This is a genomic window from Azospirillum sp. INR13, assembly GCF_015390205.1.
Taxonomy (GTDB): Bacteria; Pseudomonadota; Alphaproteobacteria; order Azospirillales; family Azospirillaceae; genus Azospirillum.
Window position 1 is genome coordinate 334,972 of the sequence record NZ_VUOI01000001.1, and the last position, 25,047, is coordinate 360,018.

The window sequence follows — 25,047 nt, forward strand, 5'->3', positions numbered from 1 at the left end:
ATGATTGAGGGCGGCTCGACGCTCGACCGCCTGTTCGCGAGGGTCCGCGCCTGCACGCTGTGCGCGGGCGTCCTGCCGCACGGTTGCCGCCCGGTCCTGCGCGGCAGCCCCACCGCCCGCCTTCTGATCGTCGGTCAGGCTCCCGGCGCGCGGGTGCATGCCAGCGGCATACCCTGGGACGACGCGTCGGGCGACCGGCTGCGCAAATGGCTGGCGATGGACCGGACAGCCTTCTACGACGAATCCCGCATCGCCGTGGTGCCGATGGGGCTGTGCTATCCCGGAACCATGCCGAAGGGCGGCGATTACCCTCCGAGGCCCGAATGCGCGCCCCTGTGGCACCCGCCGGTGCTGGAGGCGTTGTCGGGTGTCCGGCTGACCCTGCTGATCGGGCAATACGCCCAGACGCGCTATCTGCGCGACCGCCGCAAGGCGACGATGACGGAGACGGTGGCAAGCTGGCGCGACTACGGCCCGGCCACTATCCCGCTGCCGCACCCGAGTTGGCGCAACACCGCCTGGCTGAACCGGAACCCCTGGTTCGAGGAGGAGCTGGTGCCGGCGCTGCGCCGCCGGGTGGCGGAGGCGCTGGAGGGTTGAGGCGCTGGAGGGTTGAGGCGCGACCCCCTACTCCTCCCCTACTCCATGGTCTCGATCCGCTCCATGTCGTCGTCGGAAAAGCCGAAATGGTGGCCGATCTCGTGGATCAGGACATGGCGGACGATGGCCGGCAACTCCTCCCCCGTCTCACACCAGTAATCCAGGATCGGACGGCGGTAGAGGAAGATCATGTCCGGCCCGCCGCGCAGGTCGGCGACGCTTTGCCGCGTCAGATCCACCCCCCGGTACAGCCCCAGCAGGTCGAATGGACTTTCCAGCTCCATCTCCCGCTCGGTATCCTCATCAGGAAAATCCTCGACATGGATGACGAGGTTCCCGACCGGGGCCAGAAGCTCCGCAGGGATGGTTTCAAGCGCTTCTTCGGCCATGCGCTCCAGGTCTTCGACCGTGGGCGGAACCGTATGGGGACCTGAAGGTTTCCGTATCATGCCGCAGAAGGTAGCGGACCGCCGCCCGTTCGCCAAGAAGCTGCGGGCGGCAAAAGAGGAACGGAAGAAAGGGAGGTCATCATGTCCGATCGTTTGGTCGGCGCGCATCGCCAGACGGCGCTGAAGGAACTGCACGGCTGGTCGGAGGTGCTGGAACGCGACGCCATCCGCAAGACCTACCATTTCGCCGATTTTCCGGCCGCCTGGGGGTTCATGAACCAGGTCGCCCTGCTGGCCGAGAAGACAGGCCATCATCCCGAATGGTTCAACGACCTCGGCCGGGTGGAAGTGATCCTCTACACCCGCAGCGCCGACGCCGTGACCCCGGCCGACATCGACTTCGCCCACCGCCTGGATCAGATGGCCCCGCTGCACGACCGGTAGGGCCGGCAATCAAAAGCCCTTCTCCCGCCCTGGGAGAAGGGCTGGCAAGCGTCAGGCGGCGCGGATGCCGGACAGGAAGGTCTCCACCTCGCGGCGCAGATCCGCCGCCTGACGCGACAGGCCGGTGGAGGCGTCCAGCACCTGCGATGCCGCCCGGCCGGTCTGGGCCGCCGCCTCGTGCACTTGCGCGATGTTGCCGCTGACCTCGCCGGTGCCCTGGGCCGCCTGCTGGACGTTGCGGGAAATCTCGGACGTGGTGGCGCTCTGCTCCTCGATCGCGGCGGCGATGGTGGCGGCGATCTCGTTCATCGTGCCGATGGTGCCGCCGATCCCGGCGATGGCGTTCACCGTTCCCTGCGTTGCGTTCTGCACGCTGTTGATCTGGGCGGAGATGTCCTCCGTCGCCTTGGCGGTCTGGTTGGCCAACTGCTTCACCTCGCTGGCGACGACGGCGAAGCCCTTGCCGGCCTCCCCCGCCCGCGCCGCCTCGATGGTGGCGTTCAGCGCCAGGAGGTTGGTCTGGCTGGCGATGTCCTGGATCAGTTTGACCACCTCGCCGATGCGCGCGACCTCTTCCGCCAGATTGCGGACGGAGCCGGTGGTGTCCTGCGCCTCGCGCACCGCCTGGGCGGCGACGCCGTTGGAGCGCGAGACCTGTTCGCCGATCTCGCGGATCGAGGCGGTCATCTCCTCCGTCGCCGAGGCCACGGTCTGCACGTTCACCGACGTCTGCTCCGCCGCGGAGGTGGAGGCGGAGGCCTGACGGCTGGTCTCCTCCGCCAGCGCCGCCATGGATTCGGCGGTCTCGCTCAACTGCGCGGAGGCACCGGACACGCTGGTCAGGATGGCCGACACCGTGCGGTCGAAGCCCTGAACCATCCGTTCGACGGCGGCGGCGCGCTTCTCGCGGGCGGCACGCTGGGCCTCCTGTTCGGATTGCAGGCGGACGCGTTCGACGGCGCTTTCCTTCAACACCTGGATCGCCCGCGCCATCGCGCCGATCTCGTCCGGCAGCTTGGAATAGGCGATGTCGACGCCGAGATCGCCATCGGCCAGCCGCACGACTGTGGAGGTCAGGGAACCCAGCCGCCGTGTGACCTGGGCCGACAGCACGATCAGCACGATGCCGAAGGTGATGCAGACCGCCGCCAGGACCACCGCGGCAAGGATCAGCTGGGTCCAGGCCTGGGCCACGCTTTCCCGGTTCGTCTCATGCGCCACCGACAGGGCGGCGTCGCGCATCGTCAGGATGTTGTTCAGCATCGGCGTCACCCAGGGGCGCCACTCGGAAAGCGTCACCGGCGGCGCTGCGCCCTTGCGGGCGGCGTCGATCACGCTCTGGAAGCGCTTTTCGCCCTCCGTCATCATGGTGGTGCGCACATGCTCCAGCGCCCTGGTCAGCTCCGGCGGGTTGCCGAGGTTGAGCACCGCCTGCTGCATCATCTGCCAGAGGCCGCCGATCCTGCCGGTCATCTCGGTCGCCGCCTGCAGCCGCTCGGGCCCGAAGGCCATACCGGCGACGAACAGCCCGACGGAGGCGGAGCGTGTGCCGCCGACGTCGCGCATGTCCTGGGCCAGCCGCGCCAGATTGACGTGACCGAACAGGTCGGGACCATTGACGATGGTGGAGCGGTAGGTTTCGTCGATGGCCTTGCCGACATTCTGGTTGGCCGCGGCAATGGCATCGATAGTGGCCGCGGCGATGGTCGCCGGCCGAACCGCCTTGGCCTGCTCCGCCGCCTGACGGGCGGCCGTCCGCGCCGCCTTCAACTGGTTGGTGGCGGTGACGATCGGGGTAGGGGCCAGGCCGGCGGCCTCGATCTGCTCACGAGCCTTGGTCAGCGCCGCATCGCTGGCGGCGATGGCCGCCTCCAGCGGCTGGGCGGTGGCGGCGTCCAGCGGCTTGTCGCTGTCGAAGGCGACCGCCCAGCGCCCCCGTTCGCTCGCCAACAGGGGACCGACCTGCAGAGTCGCCTCGAAAGCCGAAAGCGAGTTTTCCGTCCGGTGGCGCTGCCGGAGATCCGCCACGGCATTCCACGCAAGGACGACGGCCATGCAGATCGGAAAGGCGGCGATCAGAACATTTGCGCACAAAATTTTTGCGCGGATATTCATCCGGTGTCCCCCGCATGGCGCGATAGATCCATTTAGGGGCAATATTAGCAATGAAGATTTGCCGTACGTCAGTCAGGGGCCATCCTGATCGGCCTGCCAGTCATGGATTGTAGAAAATTCATTAATCGAAATCTATGCGTTCAATGATAGCCTAAGGCGCCACCCACCAGCTTTCCATCATCGGTCCATACAGCGGAGTGATTGCCGGACGGTGCAGGGTCGACCGGCGGGCGATCCGGTCCACCGGGCTGTGGAACAGCGGGACCATGTAGTGCCCCCACAGCAGCACCCGGTCCAGCGCGCGCACCCGACCGACCAGTTCCGCCCGCGTGGTGGCCGCGGCGATGGAGCGGGCGAGTTCGTCGACCACCGGGTCGCGGATGCCGGCAAGGTTGCGGCTACCCTCCTGACCGGCTGCGTCGGACCCGTAGTAATAGAGTTGCTCGTTTCCGGGAGACAGGCTGGACGCCCACCAGCGCATAGTCATATCGAAATCGAAACGGTCCAGCCGCCCCTGGAACTGGGCGCTGTCCACTGTCCGGACGCGCGCTTCGATGCCCAGCGGCTCCAGCGAACGGGCAAATTCCAGCGCCACCCGCTCCTCCGATGGATCGGAGAGAAGGATTTCGAAGGCGAAACGATTCCCGGCCGCATCGGTCAGCCGGCCGTCGCGCACCCGCCAGCCGGCCTGCTCCAGCAGTCGCAACGCCTCGCGCCGGCCGGCGCGCAGGCCCGCCGGGCCGTTGCCGGTCCCGCCATCCGGCAGGGCGAAAGGGTGGGTGAACAGGTCAGGCGGCAACCGGTCGCGGAATGGCTCCAGCGCCCGCAACTCTTCCCCCTCCGGCAAGCCGCGGGCGGCGAGGTCGGAGTTGGGGTAATAGCTGGCGGTGCGGGTCAGCAGCCCGTGGAACAGGCTGCGGCCGATCCAGTCGAAGTCGGTCGCCATGCCCAGCGCCCGGCGCACCCGCACATCGGCGAAGATCGGCCGGCGGGTGTTGAAGATCAGGCCGCGCGCCGGCTCCGGCCGCCGGTTCGGCAGTTCCTCCCGCACAATGCGGCCGTCGCGCAGGGCCGGGCCGTCGTAGCCGCTGGCCCATTTGGCCGGATCGCTCTCGTAACGAACGTCGCCCTGTCCGGCCTTGAACGCCTCCAGCGCCACGGAATCGTCGCGGTAATAGTCGAATTCCAGCCGGTCGGCGTTGAACTGCCCGACGCGGGTCGGCAGGTCGCGGCCCCAATAGTCGCGCACCCGCTCATAGACGATGCGGCGGCCCGGATCGACGGCGGCGATGCGATAGGGGCCGCTGCCGAGGATCGGTTCCAGCGTCGTGCGGTTGAAGTCGCGGCCGGTCCAGAAGGCCTTCGAATGGATCGGCATCAGTCCCATCAGCAGCGGCATCTCGCGGTCGATGGCTCCGTCCGGGTTGGAAGCGAAGGCAAAGCGGACGGTCTGCGGATCGGGTGCCTCGGCCGCCGCGACCTTGGCGTAGAACAGGCGCCGGTTGGGCGTGCCGTGCCGCCGCTGCATCTCCAGGGAGAACAGCACGTCGGCGGCGGTCACCGGCGTCCCGTCGTGCCAGCGCGACTTGGGATCGATGCGGAAGGTGACGGCGGAGCGGTCGCCGGCCACCTCCACCCGATCGGCCAGCAGACCGTAGAGCGAGAAGGGCTCGTCCCACGACCGCGTCAGCAGCGTTTCGAACACATAGCCAAGGCCAAGCGCCGGCACGCCCTTGACGATGTGCGGGTGGAGGCTGTCGAAGCTGCCGGTCACCGCCTGCCGGATGGTCCCGCCCTTAGGCGCGTCCGGGTCGACGTAGGGGAAGGCGGTGAAGTCCGGCGGCAATGCCAGATCGCCATGCATGGCGATGCCATGCGTTACACTGGCGTGCGTGGCGATGCCGTGTTCGGGAGCCTCCGCGCATGCCGGACGGAGCGCCGGCAGAGCCAGAAGGATGAGGAGCAGGATGATCGGGCGGGCCATGCCCGGCAGGGTTGCCCCTTTGCCGCACCTGCGCAAGAGCCCACGCAAGTTCCTTGGCCTTGATCGGCGTTCCGCCTAAACTCCGGCCCCGCGTGGCGCCGGACCGGGCATCGGCGCCGAAACAAGAACGTGCCCTGAATACGCCAGTCGAAGGAACGCGATACATGGATCTGAGCAAGCTCGCCGCGGGTAAGAATGCCCCCTGGGACGTGAACGTCGTCATCGAGATTCCGATCGGCGGCCAGCCGGTGAAGTACGAAGTCGACAAGGAATCGGGCGCGGTGTTCGTCGACCGTTTCCTGCACACCGCGATGTTCTATCCGTGCAACTACGGCTTCATCCCGCACACCCTGTCGGGTGACGGCGATCCGGTGGACGTCTGCGTCGTCGGCCAGCACGGCGTCGTCCCGGGTGCGGTCCTGCGCTCGCGTCCCATCGGCGTCCTGTACATGGAGGACGAGGCCGGCGAGGACGAGAAGCTGCTGGCCGTTCCCGTCGACAAGCTGCACCCGTTCTACACCGACGTGAAGGACTACACCGACCTGCCGTCGATCGTGATCGAGCAGATCGCCCACTTCTTCGAGCACTACAAGGATCTCGAAAAGAACAAGTGGGTGAAGGTCCGCGGCTGGGGCAACGCCGAAGAGGCGGCCAAGAAGATCGAGGAAGGCCTGGCCCGCGCCCTGGAAGCCAACAAGGGCACTCCGGGTCCGGTGGTCTGAGGATTGGTTTGAACCGTGAGGCCTCAGCCCAGGCGGCTTGAGGCCACATGGTCGGGTATGCATTTCCCCGCCTCCGGCGATCCCGCCGGCTGTGCGGGGAGATGTCCCAGCTTGAGATATCCCAACCCGGCAAGCGTCCTGCGCACCGCCAGATCCAGCGGTGTGTGAGGTTCCTCGCCCAGGAAGGCCAGCAGGCGGCGATTGTCGAGCCGCACCGGCTCCTGCCACAGATAACGCATCTCGCTGAGTTCGCGGAACAGCGGCACCGCCGGACCGGCCAGCCGCAGCACCCACCAGGGCATCCGCCGCACCGGCAGGTCGGGCTCGCCCAATGCGCGGAGGATGGCCGCGACCATCCGGCCGCCATCGGCATCCCAGTGTCCATCCATGTGGAACATCGCGTCGTCGCTCAACTCCGCCTCGCGGTCGAGCAGGCGCATCGCGGTTTCCGCCACATCGGGCAGATAGGCCCATTGATGGCCGATCCCTGGCCGGCCCGGCTGGTTGATCCGGGTCGGCGGCTTGCCGGGCGTCAGCAATCCCTGGCTGAACCAGCTGTTGCCCGCCTGCGGACCGAAGAAGTCGCCGCAGCGCAGGATCAGCAATCTCGCCCCCTGCCCCACCGCGCGATGCAACCGACGCTCCATCTCCACCCGGATGGCACCCTTGCGGGTGAGCGGGTTCTGCGCCGCCGTCTCCGGGATCAGCGGGAAGACGTCGGGGCCATAGTTGTAGACGGTGCCGGGCAGCAGGATGCGAGCACGGTTGACGCAAGCCGCGGCGATGCTGTTGTCCAGCATGGGTAGAACCAACCGGTCCCAATGACGGTATCCCGGCGGGTTCACCGCGTGGACGATCAGCGCTGCGCCCTCGGCCGCCGCCGCCACGTCGGCGGCATTCATCGCATCGCCGAACATCCACTGAACTCCGTCAGGTCGCAGCCGCTCCGCCGGTTTGCAGCGCAGACCGCGCACCGTCCAGCCGCGTGCCGCCAGCGCCCGCGCCATCTCCCCGCCAAACCCGCCGGTCGCACCCAGAACCAGGGCGGTCCTGCCCGTGCCGGTCGCCTGCCGTTCCATTGTTGTCCCCATCGCTTTTCGCTTCATGACGGCGGAAGGATGGGCCGGGGATCGGATGAACGGAATTGTCGAACTGTGGCGGGTTGCTATACTGAAATCGATGAACCCGCCACCACCCAGCTGGGACCTCTACCGCAGTTTCCTTGCGGTGATCCGTGAAGGGTCGCTGTCTGCGGCGGCACGCGCCCTGGGGTTGACGCAACCCACCCTCGCCCGCCATATCGCGGCGCTGGAGGAGGCGGTCGGCGGCTCCCTGTTCGTGCGCTCTCCGCGCGGGCTTGATCCGACCGACGCGGCGCTGGCCTTGCGTCCGCAGGCGGAGGCATTGGATGCGGCGGCGGCCAGCCTGTGGCGCACGGCGTCAGGATGGGGAGCGGAGGTACGCGGCACGGTGCGGGTCACCGCCAGCGAGGTGGTGGGCGCCCGCATCCTGCCGGCGATCCTGGCCGGCCTTCGGAGCCGCCATCCGGCGCTGGAGGTCGAGCTGGTGCTGTCCAACGGCATCGACAATCTGCTGCAACGCGATGCCGATGTCGCCGTGCGGATGGTGGAGCCCGACCAGCAGGCGCTTCTGGTGCGGCGGGTCGGCAGCATCGCGCTGGGTCTGCACGCCCACCGCCGCTACCTGGAGCGCCACGGCACGCCACGCAGCCTGGAGGAGTTCGACGGCCACAGCCTGATCGGCTTCGACCGCGAGACGCCGGACATCCGCGCGATGATGCAGCGCGTGCCGGGCCTCACCCTGCCCCGCTTCGCCCTGCGCACCGACAGCCATCTGGCGCAGCTGGCAGCGATTGAGGCCGGGTTCGGCATCGGCATCTGTCAGGTCCCGCTGGCGCGGCGGAACCCCGATCTGGTCCGCCTGCTGACCGAGCGCTTCGAGTTGCCCATGGGGGTGTGGGTCGCCATGCACGAGGATCTGCGCTCCACCCCCCGCTGCCGCGCCGTCTTCGACGGGTTGGCGACGGGCCTGGCGGATCACGTGAAGTAGCGTCAGCTGCTCCAGCCCATCCGGCGCTCCACCCCGTCGGCGGCCTCCTTCAGGATTTCGGCGCTGCGGCGCAGGGCCGCCTGCTCCTCCGCCGACAGGTTGGGCAGGACGGTGTCGAGCACGCCGCCGGCGCCGATGACGCGCGGCAGGGACAGCACCACCTGCGGCACCCCGCAGACATCGTCGGTCAGCATGGCGCAGGTCGCCACCATCCGTTCGTCGGCGCCGATGGCCGACACCAGCCGGGCCAGCCCGCCGGCGATGCCGAAGGCGGTGTGGCCCTTGCCGTTGATGATGCGGTAGGCGGCGCGGCGCACCCCCTCGTCGATGGCGGCGCGGTCCTCCACCGTCAGGCTGCGGCGGAGCTGGTCGGCCGCCTGCTCGACAGGCAAGCCGGCGACGGTGGCGCTCGACCACAGCAGAACCTCCGAGTCGCCATGCTCGCCGACGACATGAGCATGGACGGACCGCGGGGTGACTGCCAACTGCTCGGCCAGCAGGGCGCGAAAGCGCGCGGTGTCGAGAACGGTACCCGACCCGATGACCCGGTTGCGCGGCAGACCGCTGATCCGCGTCGCGATCTGCGTCATCACGTCCACCGGGTTGCTGGCAACCAGCAGGACGGCGTCGGGGGCGGCCTTCAGCACCTCCGGAATGATGGCGCCGAACACCTTGGCGTTGCGCTCCAGCAGCTCCAGCCGGGTTTCCCCCGGCTTCTGGGCGACGCCGGCCGACAGCACGACCACGCCCGCCCCCTCCAGCGCGGCATAGGAGCCGGCGCGGACGGTGACCGCATGGGTGAAGGGCACGGCATGGGCGATGTCCTGGGCCTGGGCTTGGGCCAGCGCCTCGTTCATGTCGACCAGCACGACCTCGCTCGCGGCGCCGGTGGTCACCATGGCGAAGGCCGCAGTGCTGCCGACGAACCCCGCCCCGACGATTCCGACCTTCATGAACAGGCTCCTTTGCGCAAGTTGGCGTCCGGTGGGTCGACAGCTTGGCGACGGTCGGCGTCCCGCCGCAAGTGCGCATCCTGTCAGTTGGGCGGTTTTGCATAGGCGCGACGAAACGCCCCTTGCCCAATGGTCATACCAGCCCGTAATGTTGCGGCGCAGCAAATGGCGGGGATGAAAGTCCGGGCCGGCGCTGTTCGTCATCAAAACCGTCGGCGACCCGTGGCAGACTGGGGCCGGCGCCCTACCCCAGCACCGGATCCGGTCATGACCGTTCGCAACCTCGACAAGCTGTTCAAGCCCGCCTCCATCGCCCTGATCGGCGCCAGCCGCAAGCCGGGCACGGTGGGGGCCGTGGTGGCCCGCAACCTGTTCCAGGCCGGATTCGACGGACCGGTGATGCCGGTCAACGCGACCGAGCGCGCGGTGGAAGGGGTGCTGACCTACAAGACGGTGGACAGCCTGCCGATCACGCCGGACCTGGGCGTCATCTGCACGGCACCCGATACGGTGGCGGCGACCATCGACGCGCTGGGCAAGCGCGGCACCAAGGCCGCCATCGTCATGACCAACGGCATGTCCGCCGACCAGACCCAGGCGATGCTGGACGCGGCGAAGCCCTATCTGATGCGGGTGCTGGGCCCCAACAGCCTGGGCGCCATGGTGCCGGGCCGCGGCATGAACGCCAGCTTCGCGCCGGTGGCGCCCCGCAAGGGCGACGTGGCGCTGGTGGCGCAAAGCTCGATGGTGCTGACCTCCGTCGCCGACTGGGCGACCTCGCGCGGGATCGGCTTCTCGCATCTGGTGTCGCTGGGCGACCGCGGCGACGTGGATTTCGGCGACCTGCTGGACTATCTGGCCTCCGACGTCACGGTGCGCGCCATCCTGCTCTATATCGAGAGCATCACGCAGGCCCGCAAATTCATGTCGGCCGCCCGCTCCGCCTCGCGCCAGAAGCCGGTGATCGTCATCAAGGCCGGCCGCTCCGACGAGGCACAGGAGGCCGCGGCCTCGCACACCGGCGCCTTGGCGGTGTCGGATGCGGTCTATGACGCGGTGTTCCGCCGCGCCGGCGTGCTGCGGGTGAACGATCTGGCCGAACTGTTCGACGCCGCCGGCACGCTGGGCACCGGTGTGCCGATCACCGGCGACCGGCTGGCGATCCTGACCAACGGCGGCGGCATGGGCGTCATGGCCACGGACAAGCTGATCCAGGCCGGCGGCCAGCTCGCCGCGATGGCGCCGGAAACGCAGGAGGCGCTGACCAAGGCTCTGGGTCCGCAGCCGGGTGGCGCCCCCTTCCGCAATCCGCTGCGCATCGGGGCCGACGCCACGCCCAAGCGCTATGCCGATGCGTTGAACGCGCTGATGCAGGACACCGGCAACGACGCGGTGCTGGTCCTGCACTGCCCGTCCGCCCTGACCGACAGCGAGGCCATCGCCCAGGCGGTGGCGGAGACTGTGCAGGCCAACAAGGCGCGCCGCCACCCGGTGCTGACCAGCTGGATCGGCGACCAGTCGGCGGTGAAGGCGCGCAAGCTGTTTGCAGACGCCCGCATCCCGACCTACAACGGCCCGTCCGACGCGGTGCGCGCCTTCATGCATCTGGTGCGCTACCGCCGCAGCCAGCAGCTTCTGATGGAGACCCCGCCATCGGTGGCGGAGGATTTCCAGCCCGACGAGATCACCGTGAAGAAGGTGATCTCCCGCGCCATGGCCGAGAAGCGCGAGTGGCTGAGCGAATATGAGGCCAAGCGCGTGCTGGCCGCCTACGGCATTCCGGTGGTCGACACCCGCGTCGCCGAGACGCCGGAGGAGGCGGGGAACGCCGCCCGCGTCATCGGCGGCCCGATCGCGCTGAAGATTCTGTCGCACGACATCACCCACAAATCCGACGTCGGCGGCGTGGCTCTCGGCCTAACCAGCCCGGAGGACGTGAAGGCGGAGGCCGAGGCCATGCTCGCCCGCGTCGCCGAACTGGCGCCCGAGGCGAAGATCGAAGGCTTCACCGTGCAGGAGATGGCCGTCAGCCCCGACGCCTACGAACTGATCGTCGGCATGACCGAGAACGAGATGTTCGGCCCGGTCCTGCTGTTCGGCGAGGGCGGCATCGGCGTGGAAGTGGTGGAGGACTACGCACTGGCCCTGCCGCCGCTGAACATGAAGCTGGCGGCCGAGCAGATGAGCCGGACCCGCATCCATCGCCAGCTGCAGGGCTACCGCTCGCGCGCGGCGGTCGATCTCGACGCGGTGGCGCTGACGCTTAACAAAGTCAGCCAGTTGGTCGTCGATTTCCCCGAGATCGCGGAGATGGACATCAACCCGCTTCTGGCCGACGCCAACGGCGTGATGGCGCTGGACGCCCGCATCAAGGTCGGCGTGCCGACGCTGGCCGGCGCGGCACGGCTGGCGATCCGGCCATATCCCAAGTCGCTGGAGGACCGCATCACCATCAAGGACGGCCGCCAGTTCTTCGTCCGCCCGATCCTGCCGGAGGATGAGCCGCTGGTGCACCATCTGGTGGAGAACCAGACGGCGGAAGACTTGCGCCTGCGCTTCTTCGCGCCACTGAAGCGGCTGTCGCACCAGGCGGCGGCGCGGCTGACCCAGATCGACTACGACCGCGAGATGGGGCTGATCGCCGTCGGTCCCGATCCGCAGACCGGCGACACCATCATGTACGGCGTGGTTCGCATCACCGCCGACCCCGACAACCGCCGCGCCGAATATGCGGTGATGGTGCGGTCGGACATGAAGGGCCAGGGGCTGGGGTATATCCTGATGAACAAGATCCTCGATTACGCCCGCTCGCGCGGCATTCGGGAAGTCTATGGCGAGGTTCTGCGCGAGAACACCAACATGCTGAACATGTGCCGCGCCCTGGGTTTCGTCCGCAAGGAGAACCTGGACGAGCCCGGCGTGGTCGAGGTCCGCATCGAACTGGGTGGCGGGCTGGCGGCGTGAGTCGTCCTATACCGGCGGTTGACTACGAGCGTGGATGAGGCAATATCAGGCTTGGCGGGCAGGGGCGCCTCTCCCCTGCCCGCCGGCCCGATCCTTACCGGTAGAGGTCAAGCAGCCGCTTGACGATCTCCAGCACGAGGATCAGGAGCTTGAGGATTTGCATCATCCTCTTCACTCCTCGTAAGCGGCGGGGATGGCGGCCAGTCCGCCATCCCGTCCGCGCCGCCACTCTGGCGCACGCATAGGTATTGCGGAAGCGCTTTCGCTCGCAAAATCGGGACTTCAAGGAACTGCGACGCGCCGTCGCGGGCGCACCCCGCCGACATCGAACTCGGTGAGGCGCGCCGGTGGCTTATCCTTGACTTATAGCCAGCCGCGCCGGCGGAAGTACCAGAGCGGGACCACGGCCGACAGCACCATCAGCAGGATGGCCATGGGATAGCCGAAACTCCATTCCAGTTCCGGCATATGCTTGAAATTCATGCCGTAGGCGGATGCGATCAGGGTCGGCGGCATCAGTGCCACCGAGACGACCGAGAAGATCTTGATGATGGCGTTCTGCTCGATGTTGATCAGACCGAGCGTGGCGTCGAGCAGGAAGTTCGCCTCGTGCGCCAGGAAGCCGGCATGCTCGGTCAGGGAGCGCAAGTCGCGCGTCATCGTCTTCAGCGCGGTCTTCTGTTCCTTGTTCAGCCGGCCGCCGCTGACCGAGGTCATGAACACCACCAGCCGGTCGAGTCCGGCCAGGCTGTCGCGCACCTTGTGGGTCAGGTCGCCGGCCCGGCCGATGCCGCGCAGCACATCCTGCAGTTCGTCCGGTTTCTTGGCCGCCTTGCCGAAGCCGCCGCCATCCAGCGAATCGTCGAAGATGCGGGCCGACAACTCGTCGATGCGGGCGCCGACCAGTTCCAGCACGTCGGCCACCCGGTCGATCACCGCGTCCAGCAGGCCGAACAGCGCGCTCTCCCCCGTCGCCAGCAGCTCCGGCTGGCGGACGCAGCGGGCGGCGAAGGTGATGACCGGAAGCGGTTCGGTGTAGCGCAGCGTGATCAGGTGACGCGGGGTCAGCACGAAGGTCAGTTCGCCCTGCTCCGGATGGGGCGAGGTCGCGCGCGAGATGATGGAAGAGGTCATATAGATCCCCTCCCCTTCCACATAGAGCTGGCTGGAGGCCTCGATCTCCTTCATCTCCTCGCGCGTCGGCAGGTCGCAGCCGGTCAGCGCGCCGACATGGGCACGCTCCGCTTCCGTCGGGCGCAAAAGGTCGATCCAGACCGCGCCGGCCGGCAAATCCTCGCCGAGTTCGAGCGGCTGGCGCACCACCCGCCCGTCTTCGGCACGGGCATGGACGGTGATCAAAGGGCAGCCCCGATCATGGCCTCTGCCGGCACCGGCGCGCCGGCGGCGCGGCAGGCGGCGGCAAGCGTGTTCAGCATCAGGCAGGCGATGGTCATCGGGCCGACACCGCCGGGCACCGGGGTGATGGCGCCGGCGACCTTCACCGCCTCGTCGAAGGCGACGTCGCCGACCAGCCGGGTCTTGCCGGGCTCCCCCGCCGCGACGCGGTTGATGCCGACGTCGATCACGGTGGCGCCGGGCTTGATCCAGTCGCCGCGCACCATTTCCGACTGGCCGACCGCCGCCACCAGGATATCGGCGCGGCGGCATTCCTCCGGCAGATCCACGGTGCGGGAATGGGCCATCGTTACCGTGCAGTCGGCCTGCAGCAGGAGCTGCGCCATCGGCTTGCCGACGATGTTGGAGCGGCCCAGCACCAGCGCGCGCTTGCCCTTCAGGTCGCGGCCCAGCGTGTCGCGGATCAGCAGGAGGCTGCCCAGCGGCGTGCAGGGCACGATGGCGCCCGGCTGGCCGGTGGCGAGCAGGCCGGCGTTGACCACATGGAAGCCGTCGGCGTCCTTTTCCGGCACGATGCGGGCCAGCACCTTCTGGCTGTCGATATGCCTGGGCAGCGGCAGTTGGACCAGGATTCCGTGCACGGCCGGATCGGCGTTCAGGCGGTCGATCAGGGCCAGCAGGTCGGGTTCGGCCATGTCGGCCGGCTCGTGATGGTCGAAGCTGTTCATGCCCAGTTCGACCAGGGCCCGTTCCTTGGAGCGGACATAGACCTGGCTGGCCGGATCCTCGCCCACCAGCACGACGGCCAGACCGGGGGTGACGCCATGGCTGGCCTTCAGCGCCGCCACACCGTCCGCCACCCGCGCGCGCAAGCCGGCCGCAAAGGCCTTGCCGTCGATGATCTTCGCGTCCGCCATGCTACTCTCCACCCTCGGTGCCCACATCGTCGATCAGGGCCGACAGCCGCGGCAGGAGAGCCGCCGGGTCACCGGCCACATGCAGTATCTTGTTCCGGTCGGTGGCGCCGGCCACCACCGTCAGGCTGGTCTTGGGCAGTTTCCATGCCTTCGACAACAGTTTTATGACAGCCTCGTTGGCTTTGCCGTTTTCCGGCACCGCCGTGACCGCCAGCTTGAGAACCTTCCCGCCTCCGGCGGTCTCGGCCGTGCCGGTCACCGCGTTGCGCGACGCCTTGGGCGTCACCCGGAGGGCCACCCGCAGGCCGTCGGCCACCGCTTCGAACGGAGAGGACGCCGCCACGGTCAGAAGCGCGGCCAGTACTGGGCCATCAGGTTCTGGATGAAGGAGATCGCCAGCAGAACCACGATCGGCGACAGATCCAGACCGCCCATGTTGGGCAGGACGCGGCGGATCGGGCGCAGCACCGGTTCGGTGATGCGATACAGGAAGTCGCCGATCACATAGACCGCGCGGTTGCGCGTGTTCACCACGTTGAAGGCCACCAGCCAGCTGAGGATCGCCGACAGGATGAGGACCCAGAAGAACAGGTCCAGAATGGTGTTGATGAGCATATACAGCGCGATCATGCCGGCCCAGCTCCATAGCGGTTCTTTGGGATGGCCGCGCGCAACGCACTGCGAAGCGGGCGCCAGCCTTTTCCGGGCACCCTAAGCACAAGCGGAGAGACCTGTCCAGTACGGCGGCCCGCCGATAGGCCGGGTGGCCTGCGGTGCATAGACCGGTACGCCGCCGACGCAGGGGTCGGTCCCAGGCCATTGCGCCCACGCTTCATTTTTTCTGAATCAAGCGCTTGACAGCCCCCCCCGTCATGGACAATATCCGCGCCACGCCGGGGCAACGAAGACGCCACGGTGTGAGTGTGGGGCCGTAGCTCAGCTGGGAGAGCGACGCGTTCGCAATGCGTAGGTCGGGAGTTCGATCCTCCTCGGCTCCACCATTAATTGTGTTCCCATTGATTTGGCTGGGAAATCCGCCCCGAACGGGGCGTCTGACCCGGTGTGTGACACAGCCCTGTCGCACACGGTGTCGGCCGAATCGCCTCCATCCCCTTCAAAATCCGCCGTTTCTGCCCGCCCTGGGTGTCGCACATCCCTGTCGCCCAAGCGGCGTTCCATGGGGCTGTGGCTGCGGGGAGCCGTCTGGCAGTTCCGGACGCGGGTTCCGGCCGACCTCCAGGCGGTTCTGGGCCGGACGCACATCAACCGCTCCCTCAGGACCAGCAACTACCCCGACGCCATCCGGGAGGCTCGCCGAGTGGCCTTCGAGATCGAGGGCCTGTTCGATGCGGCTCGCGGGGGCACCGGAAGCGACCCGGCCCACGCCGCGTGCGACAGGGCCTGCCCGTCGCCGCTGGTCCCCTCGGTGACGGCCAACACCGTCCTGCCCGATCCCACCGGCCCCGCCATCCACATCGACCTGGACCTGCTGGCCAGCCGCATCGCCGAAAAACTCCAGGCCGCCCAACCGGTCGCCAAAGAGGCGGTGGTGCCCACCGCTGAACCCGCCAAGGCGAAGACCATCCAGCAGGTCTACGACGCCTACATGGCCGATCCCGGCGTCATCCGCTCTGGAAAAACGGTCCTGGCCTACGAGACCGTGTTCGGGCTGCTGATCGAGATCATCGGCCAGGACACGCCGGTGTCCGACATCGGCCGGGAGACCTGCCGCGAGGTCATGGACACCCTCCGGTGGCTGCCGCCTAACTCGACCAAGCGGTATCCGAACCTGACCGCCCGCGAAATCGCCCAGAAAACACGCGATGCCGGTAAGGCGTCCGGCCTCAGCCCCGCGACTGTGAACGGCTACATGACGAAGCTGTCCGCCCTCCTAACCTGGGCGGTCAACGAGGGGTTCATCGACCGGAATCCAGCGAAGGGACTTGGCGTCGTGGACACGACCAACCGCAAGGACAAGCGGCAGCCGTTCACCCCGAAGCAGCTTCAAGCCATCTTCACCGCCCCGCTCTACACCGGTTGCCAGGACGACGACTACGGCTACGCCAAGCCGGGAGACGCCCGTCCCCGACGGGGACGCTTCTGGGTGCCGTTGATCGGCTTGTTTTCGGGCATGCGGCTCAATGAGATCTGCCAGATGAACACGGAGGATGTCCGGGTGATCGACGGCACCCTGTGCTTCGTGGTCACGGCCGAGGCGATCAAGGGAACCGACGATAAGCGGCTCAAGACCGGCAGCAGTGAGCGGGTCATCCCAGTCCATCCGACGCTGCTCGCGGCGGGATTCGAGGCGTACGTCAGCGAGCAGCGGCGAAAGAGGAATGCCAAACTGTTCCCGGAACTACTTCCAGCAAAAACTGGATACTACTCCGACGTTTTTTCGAAGTGGTTCCGCCGGTTCCTTCAAAAGGCAGGGGCGTCGGCTGGCCGGACTTGCTTCCACAGCTTCCGCCATAATTTCCGGGATGCTCTTCGCGAAGCTCGGGTTGATCGTGAACTTGCCTTGGCTCTTGGCGGTTGGGCTGGCGATAACGGCGACATGGGCTCTGAAAGTGCCGAGTTCTATGGTCGAGGGTTCCGGGCATCAACCCTGCTGGAGGCTATCACCAAGGTCAGCTACCCAGAACTCGACCTCAGACACCTGATCAGTCCCAAGGATGTCGGCTCCTCGGCTTTCGGGAACCTCGGGCATGTTCGATAAACCGCCGCCGCTGTCGCTTTGTGGTACGGAAGGCCGTCGTTGCCGCTTCCCCACTGGTAGCCACAAAGCCGCCTATCAGAGCATGCAGTCGCGACAACTCCTTTCGGACCTGCTGCTCATATCTCCGCACGTCCCGTTCCAGCAGGATGATGCCCTCGGCCGTCGCGGTGCCGTACTCCAAAATGGCACGAAGGTCGTCCTCTCGAAGGCCTCGTTGGCGGGCACGAGCAGTGGCATGGGTGGTGAACTCGAAGTTGCTGGCCATGGCCTGCCCCCTTTATTGTTGGCGGCGGAGTTCATCCGCCAGAGTCCAGTCCCGATCCATTGGACGCTTGATCCAAAGATCCCGCCATGCATTCCGCTGCGTGTTGTTAGCAACTTGCGATGCGAATTCCGATGGTGAGTAGTGCCCCTCAAAGAGGGGAGACTCGTTCTCCATGACAACTATCTTCTCATTGGAGACGACTGCATAGTGGTACGCCCCCTTATACTGCATACGTATTCTCGTGCCATTCGGCAGGAAGAGCGTGGACCACTGGTACCCATACTTTGGGTCTCCGAAGAGGTTTACATCCCTCAGCAGATCATCAGCGATCCGCTCTTTGTAGGAATCGCACCAATATTCATCGTGCTTTGTCCTCTCCAGGTAATCTTTGATCACGCTGATGATCCACGAGGTCACGTCCACGCTCTCGCCTTTGCGGAGGATAAACTCGGCGTAGAGGTCTGCGGGGAGGTTGATCCCGACCGTTCCGTTGCTCGACACAGCAGTATCCATCAGTCCGTTTCAGTGCTTCAGATCTACAGCACTGAAACGGACTGGGTCAACTGAATTCGGTTGGGGCTGGCCCGAGCATGTTGGCAATCCAGTGCTACGCAGGCCGCTCGCTGTCTGGCAGACTGAATCCGCTGGAGGACTTCCCTCCGCCAACAACGCCTCAATACGAAGGTGAGCCTGCCCCATCACCCTATCGGGGGTCAGGGGACTCTCGGCAATCGGCAATACGACCTCGGGAACGTCGGAAGCCTCGGCCGTTTTCGGCCTCACCGTCGCACGAATCCCTTAAAGCTCGGGATTTGAATGGTGATCCGCTCCGGCGGCGAGTTCAGCACGTCCCGGCCGGTCGGCGTGATGCGGAAATGTGCCCGCCGGGTGAGGTCCACCAGCCCGGCTTTGGTCAGGTAGCTCTTCGCCCAATGGACCCGGTTGGCAAAGGTCGTCTGCCGCCCCGAAGGCAGAAGCTGGGCTCGCTCCTCGTCGGTCAGGGCGAACACGTCGGCAAGCTGGTCCACCACATCGCCGATGCGGACCTCGCCACCCCCGGCGGCAGCCTTCAGGACGGGGAGCATCAGGGTCTGGAAATCGGGAATGGCCATCAGGTCGGCTCCACGCGTCGCAACGTCAGGAAATGCTCGTTCTGGTCCAGCCACGCCTTCCTGGCCTCCCAGTCCGGCAGGATGGTTCCGACCAGCCCCCAGAAGGCCCGGTCGTGGGTGCGGTGCCGCAGGTGGCAGAGTTCATGGACCACCGCGTATTCCAGCACCGTCCGGTGGGCGAAGACCAACTGCCAGTTCAGGTTTACGACGCGGTCGATCCCGCAGCTTCCCCAGACATGCTTCTGGTCCTTGACCCGGACATCCTTCGGCTTCAGCCCGTTCGGCTCGCCGTGCCGGCGGACGAGGTCGGCGACATCCTGGCGGAGCCGCTTCCTCAGCCACAGCCGCAAGGCCGACTCGATCAGGTCGTCGTGGGAGGCGAGAGCCACGGACCGCGGGCAACCGACCAGGAAGCCGTTGCGGTAGGCGACGCTCACCAGCGTGTCGTCGCACGGCTCGACCCGCAGCCGCATGAGCCGGCCGCGGTAGGGGATCTTGGCTCCGCTGACGAACCGCCGGACGGCATTGGAGCGGGCCATCCGCTCGGCCATGTGGCGGGTCTGCTCGTACAGCCATGCCCTGCGGCGGTGGAGCACGCCGGCAATCTCGTCCTCGGTGGCGGCGGTGGGCACGACCACCTCGACGCTGTCCGGGGTGACGGTGATGCGTGCCCGCGTCGCCGCGTCGGAGCGACGCAGGACATAGGGGATCTCGACGCTCCCGACCGTCAGCATGGGCATGGATCAGACCTTGGCGAACTGCTTGAGGGCGAAGTCCTCGACCTGTTCGGAGACCTCCTTGAGGGTCCCCAGGCCGAATTCGTGGGCCAAGCCGCGGACCTGCTGCCGCAGCGACCGCCGCAGCCCCTCCTTCTCCTGCCACAGTCGCGGGGCGGTCGCATCATCCTCGTAGAGGGCGGCGATCCGCTCCGCCAGCCCGTCCGCTCCTTCACCGGCGTCGAAGGCCAGGAGGACCTGGAGGACGCCATAGGCCCCCTGCGACATTCCGGCGTCCTCATGGGCGGTCGCCTCGGCTTCCAGGTCCTTGGCGAGGTCCTCCGCCATCTTCAGGGTGTCGGCCCAGGAAAGCTGGGCACCCTCCAGCTTCTCCAGCAACTCCCGCAGCCGGTCGGAGAATTTGCCGTACTGGTGGGCGTTCTGGCCCAGCCGCTCGTAGACGACCTTGCGGAGTTCGGTGGTCTTGCGGATCGCCGCCGTCTTGAGGTCGTCCTCCGTCTTGCCCTCGACCTTGAAGTCCTCCCAGAACTCCGGGTCGGTGATGTGGCGGAGCTTCACCGTCACGCTCAGCCCGGTGGCGTCGAGGTGGCGTTCCAGCATGTCGCGGATCTTGCGGCTGTAGGACCGCTGGTCGAACGCCTCCCGCTTCTCGATGGCCTGGGTGGCGTACTGGAGGAACAGGGCCACCCATTTCAGGTCGGCGGTGAACTCCAGCACGCAGGGGTCGGGGCTGACGGCCTCGTACAGGCCGATGAACTCGCGGGCCGCCTTGCGGAACTCGATCCACTGGGTCTCGTCGGGTTTCAGCCGGGCGACAAGCTGGTCGAACTCGGCCTTCAGGCTGTCCTTGTCCAGTCGCCCGCCGGCCCGCTTCACCCCCTTCATCATGTGGAGCACCGCGGCGTGGGCGGCCCGAAGCTGATTGCGGAGGTCGTCCAGATCCCGCATGGCGTTGCGGACATCGTCGGCCCGGTAGGAGGCCAGAGCCTTGTCCAGATGAGCGGACACGCCGATGTAATCGACGATCAGCCCGTTCCGTTTGCGGGCGTCGGCGACCCGGTTGGTGCGGGCGATGGCCTGGAGCAGGCCGTGCTCCTTCAGCGGCTTGTCGAGATACATCACGGATTCGGCGGGAGCGTCGAACCCGGTCAGCAGCTTGTCGCAGACGATCAGGAAATCCGGCCGGACGCCCTTCTTGCCGAACGCCTTCTTCACATCGATCTCGGCCTTGTCGTCCAGATAGTGGGCGACAAGGTCGTCGCGGATCGATTGGGTGTACGCGTCCTCGCTCGGCTTCCCGTCCTCCTGCGATGACGAGTAGACACAGGCCGACATGTCCGCCGCCATCGCCTGGGCGTCCTCGGCGGGCATGCCCTCGGCCACCAGATCGGCGGCGATGACAACGTCCAAGGCCCGCTTGTAGAGGATGACCGCCTCGCGGTCGAAGGCGACGATCTGGGCCTTGAAGCCGTCGGGGCGGGCGTATTCCTTGAAGTGGGTCCAGATGTCGTAGGCGATCAGGTCGATCCGCTTCGGGTGCTTGACCAGATCGGCGACCGTCACGCCCCGCTTCTTCAGTTCCGCCAGCTTGTCGTCGGGCAGGTCGGCGAACCACTGGTCGAACAGGATGTCGATCTTGGCATCGTCGATGTGCCAGTCGGTCTTGCGGCCGGTGTAGTAGATCGGCACCGTCGCCCCGTCGGCCACGGCGTCGTCGATGCCGTACTTGTCGAGATAGCCCTCCCCGACCACGCCGAAGTTGGCGTAGGTGTCCTTGTCGTCCTTCTTGATCGGCGTGCCGGTGAAGCCGAAGAAGCGGGCGTCGGGCAGAGTCTTCCGCAGGAAGGCCCCGAGGTCCTTTTCCTGGGTGCGGTGGGCCTCGTCCACCATGACGATCCAGGTGGCGGAGTTCGCGACCGCCTCTTCCGACCCCTGGAACTTGAAAATGGTCGAGAGGGCCGTCAGCCCGTCGGTGCGGCCATCCATCAGATCCCGCAACTCCCGGACGCTGCCGATGTCCGTCGGGTTCGGCAGGCCGCAATTGGTGAAGGTCTTGCTGATCTGGGTGTGCAGATCCACGCGGTCAGTCAGCACCAGGATGTTGGGGTTGGTCAGTTCGGGCGAGTCCACCGTCCGGTGGGTCTTCAGCTTCAGGGCGGCGAAGGCCATGGTCAACGACTTGCCCGACCCCTGGGTGTGCCACACCAGCCCCCGGCGATGCCGGTTCTCCACCACCCGTTCGACGATCTTGTTGACCGCCCGGAACTGCTGGTAGCGGCACATCTTCTTGACGATGCCCTCCTCGGTCTTCTCGAAGACCACGAAGTGGGCGATCAGGTCGAGCAGGCGGGACGGCTCCAGCAGGCACCACAGCCCCTTGGACAACACGTCGGTGAAGTCGGACTCCCGGCGGGGCCACGGGTCCCGCCACGCCGCGTAGAACTTCGACGGGCTGCCGGTGGAGCCGTAGAGGCAGTTGGTGCCGTCGGTGACGAGGTTGAAGACATTGGATAGGAACAACCGGGGGATGTCCCGCTCATACTGCCGGATCTGGTCGAACGCCTCGCCGGTCTTGTCCTTGTGGTTGATCGGGCTCTTGCACTCGATCACCACCACCGGGATGCCGTTCAGGTGAATCACCACATCGGGAATCCGGGTCCGTTCGGCCTTGACGCGGAACTGGCGGGTGACGGTCAGCCGGTTGTTGGCCGGGTTGGCGAAATCGACCACCCGCAGGGTCCGCCGCGTCACTTCCCCCTGCACCGGCCGGCTGAAATCGCCGCGGAGCTTTTTGAGCCACATTTCGTTGTCGGCGACCGACACGAGGTCGGCGTAGGCGGCCTGGGCGTCGGCCAGGGAGACGCCGTTGATCCGCTGGATGGCCTCGATCAGGTGGGGGCGGAACAGCACTTGGTTCTCGCCGTCCCGCAGGTCGGCATGCTCCTCCGGCGGGACGAAGCGGTAGCCCATGGCCTCAAGGCAGGCGATGGTTGGTCGTTCGGCGAGGTGCCATTCCATGCCAGTCGGCGCCATATGCTCCCCCGGCGGGATGCCGTCCCATCCCGATGCGCAGCGTAACATGTTACGATACGTCTTGACGGCGTCACCCGCATCACACTATGTATCGTTCAAATGGTTCGGGCTTTCTCGAACGGCGTCGAGGCTCTGGAGTGATCCAGGGCCTTTTCGCTTTTACGGCTAGGGGAAGATCTTCAATCCGATCCCCTCATAGCCTTTGATGCGGTAGGCTGGGCGGTTCAGGCGCGCCATCCCGGTCAGACCATCGTTCATCAGTTTCTTCTCCACGATCTCGAAGGCGCGGTTGGGCTGGTCGGGCGCCAGCACATGGCGGGCGATCGGATGCGCCGCCAGATCGGCCAGTTGCAGGCCGGCGGAATTGCAGGCTTTCGACGCGAAGCGCAGCTCGAAACGATGGTTCCAGCCTTCGTTCTCGTCCAGGATGCGGCGGAACTGCAATTCCAGATCCTTGTCTTCCGCCTTGCCGCGCGATTCGGCGATGATGTGGGTGCGCTTTCCCTGCTGCCCCCGCGCGATCAGGAAGCGACAGGTCCGCTCCAAACAGTATTCCAGGGACAAATGATAGGGGTTGTAGGGATTTTTGTATTTTTCCTTATGACGAACCTTGTCGATCGCCGTGACGCACAGGGTGAAGGGTGAGTCCCCGATGACGGCGGACAGGCCGTCCAGGAAGGCCTTGCGCCGCGCGGCGTCGCGCAACACGGCGAAATCCCCCTGCTGCTTGCGGATGTCGCGGCTGTGCAGCACGGTCAGGTCGTGTCCGAACGTATCGAACTTCAAGCGGTCGAGCGCCGGAGCGACGCCGGTCGCGTAATCCGTCTTGCGCAGGATGCAGAAGGCCAGGGCGAACAGGGGAAATTCGGGGTTGATCGAGGTCAGGTTGTGATCGCCGCTCTCGTCCACGAACACGATGAAGTCGCTGAAGTCGCTCTCTGTCTGGCTCAAAATTCCATTCCCGCCGAATGCGATCCGGGAGGTGCCTATTTCGCTCCCGGATCGTTTGCTGCCATCGGGCCTCTCGTCGGAACTGCGGAGGTCCCTTTCCCAATCATCTTAAAGGCTCTGATGCAGAGGGGGCAACCACCGGAATGGAGCGAGGCAGCCCTGTGCGTCACGCTTCGGTCAGGAGGTCGGCGGAAACCCGCTTCCGGCCGGTCAGGAGGTCGGACAGGAGGGCGGATTTGGTCTTTTCCAGTTGGGCCAAGGTGTCCTTGGAACACTGTTCCGATTGGGAAAGAGCATTGAGGCGATGGACAACTTCCTCTTGCTCTCTCTCTGGCGGCACTGCAACAAGCTGACCGGTGATCTCCGACTTATGAACGTGAAGAAGGCTCGCCTTAAATCCATGGGCCTTTGCTTCGATGCGAGCCGTAACCAGCCTCATCGCGTGATAGAGCCAGAACTTATTCACGTCAGGTGACGGATGCACTTTGAAGATATGTTGGTTGAGCACACCGCGGGGGCCATCCCAGATGTAAGGACCAAACGACACTCCTCTGACTCCAGCCCAAGAAAAAAGCAGATCGCCGGCTTCTACAATCCATTTAGGCTTCGGTGTTCCAGCAAAATGATTGAATTCTCTCGAGCCATTGAGGTTCTGAATTCGGATAATCGGCAGGCCGTGGTCTGTCCAATCCGGTGGACGAAATCCATTTCCATTGGTGAGGGAGCACAATTCTCCGAGTGTCTTCAGCCGCCATGTCTCTGGAATGGCTCCGATCTCGGTTTCAATAAAGCGGATGTGTCCGATACCTCTAGTCAACAGTTGGTTTAGGACGCTCTGCCTAACCTTGCGATTCTGTTCAATCACCGCCCTCGTCGCAGTAATAGTATCGTCTACACTGGACAATGCCTCCGCGATGCCGCATTGCTCAGAAAGCGGCGGCAAAAGGAAGCGAAACTCCGCAAGGTGGTCGAAATAAATGCGGACTCGGACACCGCCGTCACCTGCCTGCTCAGTAAACTTTACCCAATCGCGACCTTTCCGCAGATGGTCCAAATACCGGTGGTCCAACTGCCGCGGGTCGCATTCGAAGACCACATAGTCGGGGCTGACAATGACGTTGTCGCTCCCCGTCGAGCACGCGATGGACCCGATGTTCAACCGCATAGGGTTGTATGCGAAAGCCCCCGGCTTCACCACTTTACAGCGTTCGACACTGGCACCGCGGACCCGGTCCCGCGTCGGCACCATGCCTTCATGCTTGAAGACGCCATAGAGTCGCTCGGCATCGATTGCTGAACCATCGTTGCGAAGGCGGGATTCTCTTGCGACATCACCGAGGCGAACGGGCCACCACCCCTCCGGCACCCTCATCGCCCGCTCCCCTTCCGGGTCTTCGACATCTCAGCTTCGATGGCCTTCAGTTCCTCCATTCCCGCCGCGTCGGCGGCGATGGCGTCCTGCTGCTTCCGCTGGCGGTCGAACTCGTCGTAGCGGTCGTGGGCGATGCGTTTCATGGCGTCGTGGCTGATCCGGCCGTTCCCGCTGAGCAGCGGCCGTTCGTTGACAGCGATGGTGCGGGGAGACGATAGCCGCCCCTCGGCGTGAACCGTCAAATGATCTTTGACAGTTGCCCCCTCGGCTCGAACCTGTAAGACGGACTTACAAGTTGCATCTTCGGTCCGGCGAAGACTGACGGTGCTGTCCGGCATGGCGTC

22 protein-coding genes and 1 tRNA gene are annotated in these 25,047 nt (G+C 66.1%); 7 read left to right on the forward strand and 16 right to left on the reverse strand.

What is annotated here, in order from left to right:
* Entirely contained in the window at nt 1-600 is a 600-nt protein-coding gene (locus F1643_RS01665; protein WP_194910173.1) for a uracil-DNA glycosylase family protein, read from the forward strand.
* Between the two features lie 38 nt (nt 601-638).
* Here the strand turns inward: F1643_RS01665 and F1643_RS01670 are convergent, their stop codons facing one another.
* Complete coding sequence (locus F1643_RS01670; protein WP_014249055.1) at nt 639-989, reverse strand: metallopeptidase family protein; 351 nt, start codon at nt 987-989, stop codon at nt 639-641.
* A 141-nt stretch (nt 990-1,130) separates the two neighbouring features.
* On the opposite strand from F1643_RS01670, the gene F1643_RS01675 reads away from it, so the two are divergent.
* Entirely contained in the window at nt 1,131-1,433 is a 303-nt protein-coding gene (locus F1643_RS01675) for a 4a-hydroxytetrahydrobiopterin dehydratase (protein WP_194910044.1), read from the forward strand.
* A 51-nt stretch (nt 1,434-1,484) separates the two neighbouring features.
* Here F1643_RS01675 and F1643_RS01680 read toward each other — a convergent pair whose 3' ends face one another.
* Complete coding sequence (locus tag F1643_RS01680) at nt 1,485-3,461, reverse strand: methyl-accepting chemotaxis protein (protein WP_370540427.1); 1,977 nt, start codon at nt 3,459-3,461, stop codon at nt 1,485-1,487.
* A gap of 238 nt (nt 3,462-3,699) precedes the next feature.
* Entirely contained in the window at nt 3,700-5,532 is a 1,833-nt protein-coding gene (locus F1643_RS01685; protein ID WP_194910046.1) for an extracellular solute-binding protein, read from the reverse strand.
* Between the two features lie 164 nt (nt 5,533-5,696).
* On the opposite strand from F1643_RS01685, the gene ppa reads away from it, so the two are divergent.
* Nucleotides 5,697-6,254 (forward strand): inorganic diphosphatase, encoded by a 558-nt coding sequence (ppa, locus tag F1643_RS01690; protein WP_149223834.1) that lies wholly within the window; start codon nt 5,697-5,699, stop codon nt 6,252-6,254.
* Nucleotides 6,255-6,277: 23 nt separating this feature from the next.
* On the opposite strand, the gene F1643_RS01695 is transcribed toward ppa, so the two are convergent.
* Nucleotides 6,278-7,345 carry an NAD(P)H-binding protein gene (locus F1643_RS01695; protein WP_255542288.1) on the reverse strand — a complete coding sequence of 356 codons (1,068 nt, stop codon included), beginning with the start codon at nt 7,343-7,345 and terminating at the stop codon, nt 6,278-6,280.
* A 43-nt stretch (nt 7,346-7,388) separates the two neighbouring features.
* Here F1643_RS01695 and F1643_RS01700 point away from each other — a divergent pair, with 43 nt between their 5' ends.
* Entirely contained in the window at nt 7,389-8,324 is a 936-nt protein-coding gene (locus F1643_RS01700) for a LysR family transcriptional regulator (protein WP_255542289.1), read from the forward strand.
* Between the two features lie 2 nt (nt 8,325-8,326).
* Here the strand turns inward: F1643_RS01700 and F1643_RS01705 are convergent, their stop codons facing one another.
* Nucleotides 8,327-9,277, reverse strand: a complete 951-nt coding sequence (locus F1643_RS01705) for an L-lactate dehydrogenase (protein WP_194910048.1) — start codon at nt 9,275-9,277, stop codon at nt 8,327-8,329.
* Between the two features lie 267 nt (nt 9,278-9,544).
* Between F1643_RS01705 and F1643_RS01710 the strand changes: the two genes are divergently transcribed.
* Nucleotides 9,545-12,241, forward strand: coding sequence for a bifunctional acetate--CoA ligase family protein/GNAT family N-acetyltransferase (locus F1643_RS01710; protein ID WP_194910050.1), 2,697 nt, complete (start codon nt 9,545-9,547; stop codon nt 12,239-12,241).
* Between the two features lie 363 nt (nt 12,242-12,604).
* Here F1643_RS01710 and F1643_RS01715 read toward each other — a convergent pair whose 3' ends face one another.
* From F1643_RS01715 to F1643_RS01730, 4 genes are read right to left on the reverse strand one after another with little or no spacing between them, the layout of a single operon-like run.
* Nucleotides 12,605-13,600 carry a magnesium transporter CorA family protein gene (locus tag F1643_RS01715; protein ID WP_194910051.1) on the reverse strand — a complete coding sequence of 332 codons (996 nt, stop codon included), beginning with the start codon at nt 13,598-13,600 and terminating at the stop codon, nt 12,605-12,607.
* On the reverse strand, nt 13,597-14,514 hold the full coding sequence (folD, locus tag F1643_RS01720) for a bifunctional methylenetetrahydrofolate dehydrogenase/methenyltetrahydrofolate cyclohydrolase FolD (RefSeq protein WP_194910053.1): 918 nt from the start codon (nt 14,512-14,514) through the stop codon (nt 13,597-13,599). The genes F1643_RS01715 and folD overlap by 4 nt, the downstream gene beginning before the upstream one ends.
* Before the next feature lies 1 nt (nt 14,515).
* Complete coding sequence (locus tag F1643_RS01725) at nt 14,516-14,857, reverse strand: DUF167 family protein (protein WP_188092305.1); 342 nt, start codon at nt 14,855-14,857, stop codon at nt 14,516-14,518.
* Between the two features lie 2 nt (nt 14,858-14,859).
* Entirely contained in the window at nt 14,860-15,144 is a 285-nt protein-coding gene (locus F1643_RS01730) for a YggT family protein (protein WP_149223829.1), read from the reverse strand.
* Between the two features lie 295 nt (nt 15,145-15,439).
* Here F1643_RS01730 and F1643_RS01735 point away from each other — a divergent pair.
* Together F1643_RS01735 and F1643_RS01740 are read left to right on the forward strand one after the other, a co-directional pair.
* A tRNA-Ala gene (locus F1643_RS01735) sits at nt 15,440-15,515 on the forward strand.
* 176 nt (nt 15,516-15,691) lie between these two features.
* The gene (locus F1643_RS01740; RefSeq protein ID WP_194910055.1) at nt 15,692-17,233 is read left to right on the forward strand and encodes a site-specific integrase; all 1,542 of its coding nucleotides are present in this window, start codon (nt 15,692-15,694) and stop codon (nt 17,231-17,233) included.
* A gap of 277 nt (nt 17,234-17,510) precedes the next feature.
* Here the strand turns inward: F1643_RS01740 and F1643_RS01745 are convergent, their stop codons facing one another.
* From F1643_RS01745 to F1643_RS01775, 7 genes are all read right to left on the reverse strand, one after another.
* Nucleotides 17,511-18,011 carry a hypothetical protein gene (locus F1643_RS01745; protein ID WP_194910059.1) on the reverse strand — a complete coding sequence of 167 codons (501 nt, stop codon included), beginning with the start codon at nt 18,009-18,011 and terminating at the stop codon, nt 17,511-17,513.
* Between the two features lie 266 nt (nt 18,012-18,277).
* Nucleotides 18,278-18,610 (reverse strand): winged helix-turn-helix domain-containing protein, encoded by a 333-nt coding sequence (locus F1643_RS01750; RefSeq protein ID WP_194910060.1) that lies wholly within the window; start codon nt 18,608-18,610, stop codon nt 18,278-18,280.
* Nucleotides 18,610-19,350: a M48 family metallopeptidase gene (locus F1643_RS01755; protein ID WP_194910061.1), complete on the reverse strand. Its 741-nt coding sequence runs from the start codon at nt 19,348-19,350 to the stop codon at nt 18,610-18,612. The genes F1643_RS01750 and F1643_RS01755 overlap by 1 nt, the downstream gene beginning before the upstream one ends.
* A 3-nt stretch (nt 19,351-19,353) precedes the next feature.
* Nucleotides 19,354-22,380 (reverse strand): type I restriction endonuclease subunit R, encoded by a 3,027-nt coding sequence (locus F1643_RS01760; protein WP_194910062.1) that lies wholly within the window; start codon nt 22,378-22,380, stop codon nt 19,354-19,356.
* Nucleotides 22,381-22,545: 165 nt separating this feature from the next.
* A complete protein-coding gene (locus F1643_RS01765; RefSeq protein WP_206692230.1) occupies nt 22,546-23,331 on the reverse strand; it encodes a DUF3800 domain-containing protein in 786 nt (261 codons plus the stop codon).
* A gap of 166 nt (nt 23,332-23,497) precedes the next feature.
* The gene (locus tag F1643_RS01770; RefSeq protein WP_194910064.1) at nt 23,498-24,703 is read right to left on the reverse strand and encodes a restriction endonuclease subunit S; all 1,206 of its coding nucleotides are present in this window, start codon (nt 24,701-24,703) and stop codon (nt 23,498-23,500) included.
* Nucleotides 24,700-25,041 carry a hypothetical protein gene (locus F1643_RS01775; protein WP_194910066.1) on the reverse strand — a complete coding sequence of 114 codons (342 nt, stop codon included), beginning with the start codon at nt 25,039-25,041 and terminating at the stop codon, nt 24,700-24,702. The genes F1643_RS01770 and F1643_RS01775 overlap by 4 nt, the downstream gene beginning before the upstream one ends.
* Between the last annotated feature and the right edge of the window lie 6 nt (nt 25,042-25,047).

Excerpts from the sequence above, each read along its gene's own strand:
- F1643_RS01730 (WP_149223829.1), bottom strand. The coding sequence starts at position 15,144 with ATGATCGCGCTGTATATGCTCATCAACACCATTCTGGACCTGTTCTTC.
- folD (WP_194910053.1), bottom strand. The coding sequence starts at position 14,514 with ATGGCGGACGCGAAGATCATCGACGGCAAGGCCTTTGCGGCCGGCTTG.
- F1643_RS01675 (WP_194910044.1), top strand. The coding sequence starts at position 1,131 with ATGTCCGATCGTTTGGTCGGCGCGCATCGCCAGACGGCGCTGAAGGAA.
- F1643_RS01695 (WP_255542288.1), bottom strand. The coding sequence starts at position 7,345 with ATGGGGACAACAATGGAACGGCAGGCGACCGGCACGGGCAGGACCGCC.
- F1643_RS01760 (WP_194910062.1), bottom strand. The coding sequence starts at position 22,380 with ATGGCGCCGACTGGCATGGAATGGCACCTCGCCGAACGACCAACCATC.
- F1643_RS01770 (WP_194910064.1), bottom strand. The coding sequence starts at position 24,703 with ATGAGGGTGCCGGAGGGGTGGTGGCCCGTTCGCCTCGGTGATGTCGCA.
- F1643_RS01710 (WP_194910050.1), top strand. The coding sequence starts at position 9,545 with ATGACCGTTCGCAACCTCGACAAGCTGTTCAAGCCCGCCTCCATCGCC.
- F1643_RS01775 (WP_194910066.1), bottom strand. The coding sequence starts at position 25,041 with ATGCCGGACAGCACCGTCAGTCTTCGCCGGACCGAAGATGCAACTTGT.
- F1643_RS01745 (WP_194910059.1), bottom strand. The coding sequence starts at position 18,011 with ATGGATACTGCTGTGTCGAGCAACGGAACGGTCGGGATCAACCTCCCC.
- F1643_RS01665 (WP_194910173.1), top strand. The coding sequence starts at position 1 with ATGATTGAGGGCGGCTCGACGCTCGACCGCCTGTTCGCGAGGGTCCGC.
- F1643_RS01685 (WP_194910046.1), bottom strand. The coding sequence starts at position 5,532 with ATGGCCCGCCCGATCATCCTGCTCCTCATCCTTCTGGCTCTGCCGGCG.
- F1643_RS01755 (WP_194910061.1), bottom strand. The coding sequence starts at position 19,350 with ATGCCCATGCTGACGGTCGGGAGCGTCGAGATCCCCTATGTCCTGCGT.
- F1643_RS01670 (WP_014249055.1), bottom strand. The coding sequence starts at position 989 with ATGGCCGAAGAAGCGCTTGAAACCATCCCTGCGGAGCTTCTGGCCCCG.
- F1643_RS01705 (WP_194910048.1), bottom strand. The coding sequence starts at position 9,277 with ATGAAGGTCGGAATCGTCGGGGCGGGGTTCGTCGGCAGCACTGCGGCC.
- ppa (WP_149223834.1), top strand. The coding sequence starts at position 5,697 with ATGGATCTGAGCAAGCTCGCCGCGGGTAAGAATGCCCCCTGGGACGTG.
- F1643_RS01750 (WP_194910060.1), bottom strand. The coding sequence starts at position 18,610 with ATGGCCATTCCCGATTTCCAGACCCTGATGCTCCCCGTCCTGAAGGCT.
- F1643_RS01740 (WP_194910055.1), top strand. The coding sequence starts at position 15,692 with ATGGGGCTGTGGCTGCGGGGAGCCGTCTGGCAGTTCCGGACGCGGGTT.
- F1643_RS01700 (WP_255542289.1), top strand. The coding sequence starts at position 7,389 with ATGAACGGAATTGTCGAACTGTGGCGGGTTGCTATACTGAAATCGATG.